The following is an 11497-nucleotide window of genomic DNA, read 5'->3' as shown; positions in this document are numbered from 1 at the left end:
GGGTTGTCAATTGATTCATCAGTCCATAGAAACTCTGTCGGAAACCAAGAGGTATCCGATGCCGAATTTTCGACAGCAATGCCATTAGATTGCAGGGCGCATCAAAGGCAAAACCATCTGAATTTCCAACAAAGCTATAAAAAAGCTGTTAGAAATTACAGCAGGCAAATGCCCAGCAAGATTCCTTGCATCTGAAACTAGATAATGCTGTTCATGCTAGTTTTTCAAACTTGCTATCTCGCCCTAGAAACCAATTCCACCACAGGTTTCTCGCGGGTTAAGGAGTATAATCGCCGATCGCGCAGCGTCTCTGAAAGAGAATCGAATTGAAAACAAAATGCTGAATACATCCGTACCTCGCAGATGGGTTAAATGAAACGATACAATCGGCGGGCATCCTGACTAAGAAACGATTGTACGCTTCATCACAGTTGCGGGACAGCGCCGGGTTCGCACCGGACTTTCCCCGTTTCCTCTAGTGGGTGATCTCCACCAGAACCGATTACTTCTGACAATACCACATTTCCGAAAATTTGCAACCCCTCCGACAAATAGCGCGATGTAGAGTTTTTCGATCGTCGGCTGTTCATCTGTTCCCACGGTCGCCACCTTCTGGTAAATGGGTTATTGTAGTTAACGAGTTCGATCGTTCCGCAAATCTCAACGGAGGACATATCGCGCTTTATTTTTAAAATCAAGTGGTGTAATCTAGTGAATTTGCAAAAAATCTGGCTAAAATATCGAGTTTTTCAGGCAGTTATATTCTTAGGATTGGGTTTGCTATTAACGATCGCCCTTTCGCTTTCTTTTGGTGCGGTGCCGATGAGTGCCGATCAATTGTGGCAAGCATTTCTGCACCGAGGCGATGCTGTCAATCAAACTATTTTCTGGGAATTGCGTTTGCCCAGAGTTGCTGCATCGCTGACAGTTGGTGCGGCGTTGGGAATGTCGGGGGCTTTGCTGCAAGGGTTGCTCCGCAACGGTTTAGCCGATCCTTTTGTATTAGGAATTTCGGCGGGTGCAGGGTTGGTTGCGATTACCATGCTGACTTTGGGAATATTTCAAACTTGGGTGCCTTTGGCGGCTTGGATTGGTGCTATTTTAACTTCGATGCTGGTCTACTTTTTGGGAAAAACTAAAACGGGGATTTCTGTGGAACGTTTGGTTTTAGCTGGTGTGGCTGTGAGTTCTCTGTTTGGGGCAATACAAACTACACTGCTGCTGTTAGCTGAAGACAGCCGCTTGCAAGCTGCTTTGAATTGGTTGATAGGCAGTTTGAACGGTCGCGGTTGGTCGGATTTGCAGGTGGCTGCACCTTATATTGTGGCTGCTTTGCTGTTAGGATGTTTTTTGGGGCGATCGATAAATTTGCTGGCTTTGGGCGACGATTTAGCTGTTGGTTTGGGGGTTTCGCTGGTGCGATCGCGCTTGTTGATTGGGGGTGTTGCTACTTTGCTAGCTGCGAGTGCTGTCAGCATCGGCGGATTGATTGGTTTTGTGGGATTGGTTGTGCCTCACGGGGTGCGTTTGTTGGTTGGTAATGATTATCGGTTTGTGTTGCCGCTGAGTGCGATCGGCGGTGCTTGGGTGTTGACTTTTGCTGATTTTTTGGCTCGTTTGGGTGCGGTAGAATTGCCTGTGGGTACGGTTACGGCTTTGTTGGGTTCTCCGCTGTTTGTCTGGCTGCTTTATCGGCGTTCTAGTTATTAGTCATTAGTCATTAGTCATTAGTTATTAGTCATTAGTCAGTTGGCAGTTGTCAGTTGTTAGTTGTCAGTTGTCAGTAAATTTTCCAATAACCAATAACCAATAACCAATAACTAATAACCAATAATCAATAACAAAATATAATGTCTTTAGAAATTCAAAATTTAACTGGTGGTTACGGCGAAGTTACGATCGCCCACAACATCACTTTATCTTTGCAACCTGGTGAGTGGTTGAGTCTCATCGGTGCCAACGGTTCTGGTAAGTCTACTTTTTTGAAGTTAGTTAGCCGCATCCTAACTCCGCAGCAAGGAAGTGTGTTGCTTGATGGCAAAGCAATTCATACTCAACCTGCTGCTGTTGTCGCTCAAAAATTAGCGATTTTGCCGCAGCAGCAAACAGTGCCAGAAGGTTTGACCGTAAGGCAATTAGTTAGTTTGGGGCGTTCTCCTCACCAGGGTTGGTGGCAGTGGGAATTGAGCAAGGAAGATGCGGAAAAGGTGGAAGTTGCGATCGCTCAAACTGGGATTGAGGAATTTCGCGATCGCCCCGTCGAACAACTCTCAGGAGGCGAACGCCAGCGCGCTTTCCTCGCCTTAGCTTTGGCTCAAAATCCGCAAGTTTTGCTGTTAGATGAACCTACGACTTATTTAGACATTTCCTATCAGTTGCAGTTATTAGAGTTGCTTAAGCAACTAAATATAAAACACAAATTGACGATAATTACGGTGCTGCATGAAATTAATTTAGCTGCTAGGTACAGTTCGCGGATTGCTATGTTAAATAAAGGGGAACTTTTTTGTGTAGGAACTCCCGCACAAGTTTTAACTCCTGATAATTTAGCTAAGACTTTTGGCGTAGAAGCTATCATTTTAGAAACTTCTGTAGGCTTGCAGATTTGTGCGATCGCTCCTACTATTCACACTTAGTTTCGATCCCCCTAAATCCCCCTTAAGAAGGGGGACTTTAAGAAGAATCTTGTTCCCCCCTTATTAAGGGGGGCTAGGCAGGGTGGATTAATTGTCATCCTAGAAATAGGTACGTAATTGGGCTTTAGCCCTCTTTAGACGTATATATAAAGAGGGCTAAAGCCCAACTACGTACCTTTATTAATATAACACTTGCGTCCCAGACGCGAGCTTTGAGCGGTGCTTTCTGTCGTTTCAGATTTCTTCTCCCCACAATAAAACCACCCTGCCTAGCCCCCCTTAATAAGGGGGGGACAAGAGTCTTCTCAAAGTCCCCCTTATTAAGGGGGATTTAGGGGGATCTAGACTTAGCGTAAAAACGAGATTTCCCAAGGGTTTCAGGCTTAAGTTGACACTAATGGGCACTGCCGTGTCCTCACTGCCGTGTCCTCACAAAATATACATTGCAGGCCGTATCTGTAGGGAAACAGCGCTGATGTGTCCTTAACCGCAGCTTTTTTAAATTCCCATATATTTTCAGTAAATACCGATCTACACAGTCACCAAACCCAACAGTTAAAATATACGCAAGAAAAAATAGCTCCTCCTAGCTGTTTTTTTGCCATCTAAATATCAGGGAGTGCATCTACGTGTCAATAAATAAAACGCTCAAAGGCAGAGCCACTACATCTGCCGCAGGTTTTACAATGATTGAGACATTGATAATTATTTTAATCGTAGGAATATTTAGTGCGATCGTCGCCCCCTCTTGGCTGATGTTCATCAACAACCAGCGTTTAAAGGCATCGCTCGATCGAGCTTATTGGGCAATGGAACTAGCCCAAAGCAACGCCAAACGCGACAAAACTTCATGGCAAACCAGCTTCAAACAAGTAGGAGAAAATGTACAAATAGCAGTTCACCAAGCCGACATTCCCCCAGGCCAAGTACCAGCCAACCAATGGAAAAACCTAGAACATCAAATTCAGATAAATACAAATGACACAACATTACGCAAGGTCAATGAAAACACAAATCTAGTAAAAGAAAATGGAACAGTCTGGCGAGCCATGTTCAATTACCGAGGTTGCCCAGTGTATAACAAAACTGACGAATGCGGCCTCACAAGCATTCTAGCAAAAGGAAACTTAACACTATCTCATCCTAATCTCAAAAATGGCGATCGCTGCGTCATTATCTCCACTCTCTTAGGACATCAGCGCACCTCCAAAAGACAAAGCAAACCCAATCCAGACAATGATAAAAATAGATTTTGTTACTGAGATGTACGGTGCGTCAGGAATCAGGACACGGCAGTCAGGAATCAGGACACGGCAGTCAGGAATCAGGACACGGCAGTCAGGAATCAGGACACGGCAGTGCCGTGTCCCTACAAATGGGGCGATCGATCATTTTGTGGTAGGGAAACGGCACTGCCGTGTCCTCCATCGCCCGATGGGGCGATGGTTATATTCGATCGCGCGATCGCCCGATCGATTTTACGCATTACCCAAAATTAGGAGACGGCAGTGCCGTGTCCCTACAAATCCGGTGATGGTTACATCCGATCGGGCGATCGATCATTTTGTGGTAGGGAAACGGCACTGCCGTGTCCTCCATCGCCCCATCGGGCGATCGGGCAATTCGATCGGGCGATCGATCATTTTGTGGTATGGAAACGGCACTGCCGTGTCCTCCATCGCCGGATCGGGCGATGGTAACATCCGATCGCGCGATCGGGCAATCAATTATTACCCGTTACCCGAAATCAGGACACGGCAGTGCCGTTTCCCTACTTACTCGGCGCAATCTTCTCAATAGAAATCAGCGCCTCCATCACCGACTCCACAATCGGCGCCGCCACACTTCCCCCCGTACCGCCCTTCGGTTCATCAATCACCGCCAAAACCACATACCGAGGAGCCTCCACAGGCATTATCCCCACAAAGCTAGTAATAATCGCGTTCTTAGAATAACCGCCACCACCATTAGCTTTTTGAGCCGTCCCCGTTTTCCCAGCAATCCGATACCCAGGAATTTGTGCAGCTTTCCCCGTACCACCATCAACCACAGTTTCCATCATGTCTAAAACTTTCTTAGTAGTTTCCGGCGAAAAAACCTGCTTCGGAACAGCCCTCGGAAGTTTCCAATAAGCTTGACCTTCCCGATCGAAAAGTCCCTGCACAACGTGAGGAGTCACCAACTTGCCGCCGTTGGCCAAAGCTCCGTTAAGCTGCACCAACTGCATCGGAGTAATCGAAAAACCCTGCCCGAAAGCCGTAGTAGCAACTTCCACCGGAGAGTTAATAAATTGCTCTCGATTTTTAAGCTGGCTGGTTACTTCAAAAGGCAAATCTGTTCCCGCAGTTTGTCCGAGTCCGATTTTTTCTAAAGCTTGATAGTAAAGAGAAGCTTTCATACTTCTCATTACGTGCACCATCCCCACATTGCTAGAATGTTTCAAAATCTCAGTAACAGTGGAAGGGCCGCGCGCACCTGCTGATTGGTAATCGGAATTTTGGATAGTCCAGACATCCATGTAAATCCGACCTTCATCGTTAAAAACAGTGTTAGGTTTGACAGCGCCCGCTTCCAGAGCGATCGCCACATTAATCGCTTTAAAAGTCGAACCAGGCTCGTAAACATCAGTTACAGCCCAATTTTTATAGCGCGACAAATCGAAATTAAAATATTGATTCGGGTCATAAGAAGGTTCCGCTACCACTGACAGCAATTCCCCGTTACGGGCATCCATCACAATCACCGTACCCCGCTTCGCTTCGTGTTCCTTCATGTTTTCCTTGAGAGCAATTCGGGCTGCCCCCTGCAAGCGACTGTCGATCGTCAGTTGCAGTTTCAAGTCATCAAGCTGCACAAATCCCGCCGTCAGCCGATCGGGAACCCAATTCCCATTGCTCGACCTGCTAAATTGAATCGACGGCATCGATCGTTCCAGCAAATTCTGCTGGCTGTATTCCACCCCAGCTTGTCCCTTGCGTTCCCCGTCCACATAACCGAGGATATCCGCCGCCAATTCCTGCTGCGGGTAAAAACGCTGCTGCTGCCGCACCAACTCCAGGCCATCCACCGGACTATCTTTAATTTGCATCTGAGCGACGCGATCGGCAACCTCTTGAGCCAGAGAGTCCGCAATTGTAATACCGCTTTCACCAAGATTAAACCTTCGCAGCAGTTCAGTTTCCGACGTAGTTCCCGGACTCAGTTCGATCGCCAGCATCGGAGCCAATTTAGCAGCAATTTCCGCTTTCGAGTGGTTAAACAACTTCGGGTGAGCGTAGAGCGTGTACACCTGTCTGTCGATCGCCAGAACATTCCCCGCGCGGTCAACTATCGGGCGTCTCGGCACAAACGGCTTCGTTTTGAGAGTTTGCTGCTGCTCGGCTTGTTTGCGGAGCGCCGGAGCTCGCGTCACCTGCAAATAAAACAAATTCACAGCCAGCCCCAGCCCCCCCAGCATCAACACGGCCCACACGGCCCACAAACGGAACTTGCTGCGCTTTAAACGCTCTACCGGCCGCCTCCAAGGTGGAGCCGTCTGTTGTGGCGATCGGCCGAAACTGCCGGAAACTTTGGGTTTTGCTTGTTTTCCCCACAAAGTACGCGCGGCGAAGCTATCCCGTAGGGAATCGCCCGACGGTTTTGGGCGTTTGAAGTTCGGCGATCTGTAGCGGTCAAAACGGGGGTCATAGCTCATAAAATTAAAAATTAAAAATTAAACAGCAAGTTACTTATTTTTAACTTTTAACTTCCGCTTGAGAGAAGAAAATCGATCGGGACTTGCAGAAAAGTCATTCGATTTTAGATTTTAGATTTTAGATTTTGGATTTTGGATTGACTTGCGCGAGATAAATTCGGGGGCTTGAGGGTTTGAGATTTGAGATGCTTTCGATTGATTCCACGGATCGATCGCGTGGCGGGTACCACCTTTGAAATTCGCTTGTCAAATAGCAAGCCTTAGCAAATCAATGGGAAGTTACACCGTCAAAATCTCGGTTTCTCAAACTCCGGCCCTCGGACACTCTCCCCTCGGGCCCTATCGGCGCTGACATTGCCTCAATAGCCCAGCGGCGTTTCCACACTCGCTCGATCCTTGAGAGTCGGTTCTGAGTTTCGTGCTGCCGCAACGGGCGATCGGGTTTCAGGGGCCGGCTGCAAGAAAATCGTGTCCCCAGGATTCTGTGAAGCCAAACCGGTTTCAGGATTTTGGGCTTCTTTAGCAAGTTGGTGTTTCAAGACTTCGCTAGCAGCACTCAACTGCTGTTCGCGGAGGCGCAGAGTTTCCAGTTTTTGATACTCCTGACTCCAGCGCTGCTCGCCGTAAACAGTCAAGCCGTAGAGACTCAGAGCACCGCCCAAAAGCATAACTGCTGCCACTGAGGAGAGGCGCTGTGCCTGCAGGAGCGATCGCAACCACACTGGCTGCTGCAGGCGAGCTGGCAGGACTTTCAGCACCGAGGCAGACGGCCGAGCCCGATCCTGTTCGTCGGCTGCCGAGTAGTTGGGCAATACCGGCCCTGTCTTCGCCCGCCTAGCTCGGGCAATTGAAGTAACTTTGCTGTTGGCTGTGCCGGCAGCGGGCTTGCGGGCCGCTCGGGAGCGGGGAGAATCCGGGGATCTGATAGCAGCGGTCATAGAGTTCACCAATACGTAAAGTGGGGTAACTTCAGTTTGATTGAGGTTAAGAATTTTTGGTCTCGACGATCGCCTGTTGTGGCAATCTGCGTTCGATCGGTTATCCTTACCAAAGATACCTCACAAACCAACCAACCCATCCTACCACTCGTCTCTTTGACTTCAGGATTGGCAAAAAAAAGGAAATCTTTGCAGGTTCGCCAGAATCTATGTGAAATTTATTAATAAATGCAGTATTGTAATCAACGAGCGAATCGTTGAGCTATTCGTGCCAGCATTGTTTCTCAAGTACACTATTCCCTTCCTTGCGATGGGTTTTCAATGTTAAGGAGTGTTTATGAACAAGGGATTAATTCGTTTGACTTTGGTACTGGGCTTGGCAGCAGCCCTCGGCGCCTGCGGAGGTGAGGCCACTAGCCCCACCAGCCCCACTCCGGGCGGCACTAGCACTACTACTCCTCCTCCTGCTTCTTCTCCAGCAATGAAGGAATCTCCAAAGGCTACTCCAGGGGCTACTCCAGGGGCTGGTGGAACTGCTTCCCCTACTCCTAAAAAGTCTCCCTAACGAGGGCTATCCGAGAGTCTTTGCCCAACGAGCCTAGCCTCCGGGGTGAAAAATGGTTCGCTCCTCGCATTTTTCAATCTGATTGGTCTAGGCTTCAAGTTGGGTGTTAGCTGTCTGATGCTTTTACTAAAGTTCAGTAGGTCTCCTTACTGTCGCCAAGTCTTCTTAGCGCTGGGTTACAAGGGCATTCCGTTTCTGGAAAATTTGACTCCCGGCCTGCAAGTTTTGAAACTCAAGCCTCTGACGGAAGGTTTGAGAACAGTGCCAGTGTTGCTGCCTCAACTCGAAGGTCAACCTCCGGCGATCGCTGACTAGACCCAAATTTTGCACTCGATCGAGTCTCGATTTCCTTCGCCGCCGCTGTTGCCTGCAAACGAGAGGAAAGCAAGCTGAGGCTTGGACGGTCGAAGACTGGCTCGATGAAAGCATCGGCATTGCCGCTCGATTTGTTGACTGCGAGTTTCGCGCCAGTGCGGGCAAGCAAATCCACCCGTCTGTTTTGAGCCAGTTAGTGATTTAATTGGCCCGCCGACAGTTCGGCATTAACCCTGCCTCGGCAAAACTCGCTCCCGTTGCGCCTGAGTGCTGCAGCCAAGCCTGTTGCACCATCGCTGGCAGGATGGTGCTTGTTTGGTAGACGATTCCTCGATCGTGGCAGATATTGCGGCGGCGCTGCTGAGTCCTTTAGCTTTAATTCCTTAATACCGAATTGATTATCTTTGGCTGTTCTGGCGTATTGCCCAAATTAACGCACTTTGCGGGGAAACCCTGCTTCCGGGATTTGAAACCGCACCCGTCGGGCGATCGTCAAAGCCTGAAAATTCCTGCTATTAATGATTAGCTGCTCCCCAAAACTCACTTTCCTTGACCCTCCCTACGCTGGCAAATCCATCAGAGTTCATCCTGGACGAAAAAACCTGGTTTTTTCGCGAAAATCCGACCCAAGTGTGCGAGGGATAGCGGTGTAAAAACCCGGTTTCTGACAGTCAAGAGTGCGGATTGTCCTGAGAGTTTGAAAACCAATCGCATATCACACAGTATATAAAAAGTCAAGGATATTTGGGGGTAAATATAAAATTTTCAATTTGTTTTAAGATTTCAATACTTAGATGTTAGCCCTTAGTAGTAAAACCCCAGCTCGGCCGGGCAATAAAATTGCTTGCTGTGTGGCAAAAGGCGCGCTGCCGCCCGTGGCAGGCAAATTTATACAAATCAGTGGTACGATTAGCGATAAAAAATGTATCGAAATGTAAAGTGCTGCGCCGCTCTAGGTTTTGAAAGCCATTTAGTTAAAAGATTCAGGTAGGTAGTTTTATGCCCGCGACCGTCCCCTTTGAACAGATTGACCGGATTGTTTGGAATCAGCACCACGATCCATTTGAAGTGCTAGGCCCCCACGCGATCGAAGAAAATGGCAAAAAAGTCTGGGCCGTCCGAGCTTATCTGCCGAATGCGGATGCGGTATCGGTAGTTCTGCCGGAGGCGAGGGCCGAATACCCGATGAAATCAGAGCATCACCCTCACTTTTTTGAATGTACGATCGAAACCCCAGAACTAGCAAACTATCAACTGCGGGTCAAAGAAGGAGAACACGATCGTTTTATCTACGACCCCTACGCCTTTCGATCGCCCAAACTCACAGAATTTGACCTTCACCTATTCTCAGAAGGCAACCACCACCGGATTTACGAAAAACTGGGGGCGCACCTCACCGAAGTAGACGGCATCACAGGAGTATATTTTGCCGTTTGGGCTCCAAATGCCCGCAACGTTTCAGTTTTAGGCGATTTCAACTATTGGGACGGTCGCAAACATCAAATGCGGAAATCTCAAAACGGGATCTGGGAAATATTTATTCCGGGACTCGAAGTGGGAACTTCCTACAAATACGAAGTGAAAAACCAAGACGGACATCCCTACGAAAAATCCGATCCTTACGGTTTCCAGCAAGAAGTGCGGCCGAAAACAGCATCAATTGTCACCGACTTAAGCACCTACACTTGGAACGACAGCGCTTGGATAGAAAAGCGGCGGCATACAGACCAACTGACGCAGCCGGTTTCGGTTTACGAATGCCACATCGGTTCTTGGCTGCACGCAGCTACTGACGAACCCGCCGTGCTACCAAATGGGGAAATAGAACCCGCCGTGCAGGTTTCGGAACTGAATCCCGGGGCGCGCTTTCTGACCTACCGGGAATTGGCCCATCGGCTGATACCCTACGTCAAAGATTTGGGATTCACTCACATCGAAATACTGCCAGTGGCAGAACATCCTTTCGACGGTTCTTGGGGCTATCAAGTCACCGGCTATTTCGCCCCAACTTCCCGCTACGGCAAACCTGAAGATTTCATGTATTTTGTTGACCAGTGCCACGCCAACGGCATTGGCGTATTGGTCGATTGGGTACCGGGACATTTCCCGAAAGACGGCCACGGTTTGGCTTTCTTTGACGGAACTCACTTGTACGAACACGCCGACCCCCGCAAAGGCGAACACAAAGAGTGGGGAACCCTAGTATTTAACTACGGCCGCAACGAAGTGCGGAATTTCCTAGTATCAAACGCTCTGTTCTGGTTTGACAAGTACCACATAGACGGGATTCGCGTAGATGCGGTGGCCTCGATGCTGTATTTGGATTACTGCCGCGAACCCGGAGAATGGTTGACCAACCAGTACGGGGGCCGGGAAAATATCGAGGCGGCGGATTTTCTGCGGCAGGCGAATCACGTCATTTTTAGCTATTTCCCAGGGGCGCTGTCGATCGCCGAAGAATCTACCTCTTGGCCGATGGTATCTTGGCCGACCTATGTAGGCGGTTTGGGCTTCAACCTGAAGTGGAACATGGGTTGGATGCACGATATGCTCGACTACTACCACATGGACCCGTGGTTCCGCCAGTTCCACCAGAACAACATAACTTTCAGTATGTGGTACAACCACAGCGAGAATTTCATGCTGGCTTTGTCCCACGATGAGGTAGTCCACGGCAAAGCTCACATCATCGGGAAAATGCCAGGGGACGAATGGCAAAAGTTTGCAAACGTGCGGTGTTTGTTTACTTTTATGTTTGCTCATCCCGGAAAGAAAACGATCTTTATGGGGATGGAGTTCGGCCAGTGGCACGAGTGGAACGTTTGGGGGGATTTGCAGTGGCAGTTGCTGCAATTCGAGCCGCACCAAAAGTTAAAGCTATTTTTTAAGGATTTGAACAATTTGTACCGCAGCGAAACGGCACTTTACAGTCAAGATTTTGCTGAGGATGGGTTTGAGTGGATTGATTGCAGCGACAACCGGCACAGCGTCGTGGCATTTGTGCGCCGAGAGAAGGATGGCGACGAGTTTGTGGTGACGGTGTGCAATTTTACGCCGCAGCCGCACTCTCACTATCGCGTAGGAGTGCCGGAACCGGGTTTCTATACGGAGTTGTTTAACAGCGACGCGCGGGAGTACGGCGGCAGCAATATGGGGAATTTGGGGGGTAAGTGGACTGATGAGTGGTGGTTCCACAACAGTGCTTATTCGATCGACTTGTGTTTGCCGCCTTTGGGGGTGTTGATTTTAAAGATCGATCGGGCAAAAACAACAGCAAAATCTCAAGAGTTTTGATAACAGTTGACAGTTGACAGTTGACTAATGTTAGTGGTTATTGGTTATTGGTTAT

Annotated in this window: 11 protein-coding genes and 1 riboswitch; of the genes, 8 read left to right on the top strand and 3 right to left on the bottom strand. The window is 48.8% G+C overall.

The genetic code is table 11. The annotated features are described in order from the left end of the window. Window positions 1–371 precede the first annotated feature (371 nt). Window positions 372–518, bottom strand: a riboswitch (cobalamin riboswitch). Between the two features lie 193 nt (window positions 519–711). The 5 genes from QUA56_RS07680 (at window position 712) to QUA56_RS07660 (ending at window position 4436) form a co-directional block, all read left to right on the top strand. Further along, a complete protein-coding gene (locus tag QUA56_RS07680; protein ID WP_333355353.1) occupies window positions 712–1710 on the top strand; it encodes an iron ABC transporter permease in 999 nt (332 codons plus the stop codon). A gap of 140 nt (window positions 1711–1850) precedes the next feature. Continuing rightward, on the top strand, window positions 1851–2636 hold the full coding sequence (locus QUA56_RS07675) for an ABC transporter ATP-binding protein (protein WP_333355350.1): 786 nt from the start codon (window positions 1851–1853) through the stop codon (window positions 2634–2636). A 686-nt stretch (window positions 2637–3322) separates the two neighbouring features. Further along, window positions 3323–3898, top strand: a complete 576-nt coding sequence (locus QUA56_RS07670; RefSeq protein WP_333355347.1) for a type II secretion system protein — start codon at window positions 3323–3325, stop codon at window positions 3896–3898. 8 nt (window positions 3899–3906) lie between these two features. Further along, entirely contained in the window at window positions 3907–4038 is a 132-nt protein-coding gene (locus QUA56_RS07665) for a hypothetical protein (protein WP_333355344.1), read from the top strand. Between the two features lie 32 nt (window positions 4039–4070). Then, window positions 4071–4436, top strand: coding sequence for a hypothetical protein (locus QUA56_RS07660; protein ID WP_333355342.1), 366 nt, complete (start codon window positions 4071–4073; stop codon window positions 4434–4436). Here QUA56_RS07660 and QUA56_RS07655 read toward each other — a convergent pair. Both QUA56_RS07655 and QUA56_RS07650 read right to left on the bottom strand, forming a co-directional pair. After that, window positions 4408–6330: a penicillin-binding protein 2 gene (locus QUA56_RS07655; protein ID WP_333355340.1), complete on the bottom strand. Its 1923-nt coding sequence runs from the start codon at window positions 6328–6330 to the stop codon at window positions 4408–4410. The genes QUA56_RS07660 and QUA56_RS07655 overlap by 29 nt on opposite strands. 359 nt (window positions 6331–6689) lie before the next feature. Beyond that, on the bottom strand, window positions 6690–7268 hold the full coding sequence (locus QUA56_RS07650) for a hypothetical protein (protein ID WP_333355338.1): 579 nt from the start codon (window positions 7266–7268) through the stop codon (window positions 6690–6692). Between the two features lie 337 nt (window positions 7269–7605). Here QUA56_RS07650 and QUA56_RS07645 point away from each other — a divergent pair, with 337 nt between their 5' ends. Together QUA56_RS07645 and QUA56_RS07640 are read left to right on the top strand one after the other, a co-directional pair. Next, entirely contained in the window at window positions 7606–7833 is a 228-nt protein-coding gene (locus QUA56_RS07645) for a serine protease (protein ID WP_333355335.1), read from the top strand. A 117-nt stretch (window positions 7834–7950) separates the two neighbouring features. Beyond that, complete coding sequence (locus tag QUA56_RS07640; RefSeq protein WP_333355333.1) at window positions 7951–8148, top strand: glutathione S-transferase N-terminal domain-containing protein; 198 nt, start codon at window positions 7951–7953, stop codon at window positions 8146–8148. On the opposite strand, the gene QUA56_RS07635 is transcribed toward QUA56_RS07640, so the two are convergent. Further along, complete coding sequence (locus tag QUA56_RS07635; protein ID WP_333355606.1) at window positions 8066–8323, bottom strand: hypothetical protein; 258 nt, start codon at window positions 8321–8323, stop codon at window positions 8066–8068. The genes QUA56_RS07640 and QUA56_RS07635 overlap by 83 nt on opposite strands. Before the next feature lie 824 nt (window positions 8324–9147). Here QUA56_RS07635 and glgB point away from each other — a divergent pair. Then, window positions 9148–11442, top strand: coding sequence for a 1,4-alpha-glucan branching enzyme (glgB, locus tag QUA56_RS07630; protein ID WP_333355330.1), 2295 nt, complete (start codon window positions 9148–9150; stop codon window positions 11440–11442). Window positions 11443–11497: the final 55 nt, after the last annotated feature.

Source organism: Microcoleus sp. N3A4, assembly GCF_036701805.1.
GTDB lineage: Bacteria > Cyanobacteriota > Cyanobacteriia > Cyanobacteriales > Microcoleaceae > Microcoleus.
Note: the sequence above shows the minus strand (reverse complement) of the source record. Positions and strands in the feature narration are given on the sequence as shown.

Excerpts from the sequence above, each read along its gene's own strand:
- QUA56_RS07675 (WP_333355350.1), top strand. The coding sequence starts at position 1,851 with ATGTCTTTAGAAATTCAAAATTTAACTGGTGGTTACGGCGAAGTTACG.
- glgB (WP_333355330.1), top strand. The coding sequence starts at position 9,148 with ATGCCCGCGACCGTCCCCTTTGAACAGATTGACCGGATTGTTTGGAAT.
- QUA56_RS07655 (WP_333355340.1), bottom strand. The coding sequence starts at position 6,330 with ATGAGCTATGACCCCCGTTTTGACCGCTACAGATCGCCGAACTTCAAA.
- QUA56_RS07640 (WP_333355333.1), top strand. The coding sequence starts at position 7,951 with ATGCTTTTACTAAAGTTCAGTAGGTCTCCTTACTGTCGCCAAGTCTTC.
- QUA56_RS07650 (WP_333355338.1), bottom strand. The coding sequence starts at position 7,268 with ATGACCGCTGCTATCAGATCCCCGGATTCTCCCCGCTCCCGAGCGGCC.
- QUA56_RS07645 (WP_333355335.1), top strand. The coding sequence starts at position 7,606 with ATGAACAAGGGATTAATTCGTTTGACTTTGGTACTGGGCTTGGCAGCA.
- QUA56_RS07660 (WP_333355342.1), top strand. The coding sequence starts at position 4,071 with ATGGGGCGATGGTTATATTCGATCGCGCGATCGCCCGATCGATTTTAC.
- QUA56_RS07670 (WP_333355347.1), top strand. The coding sequence starts at position 3,323 with ATGATTGAGACATTGATAATTATTTTAATCGTAGGAATATTTAGTGCG.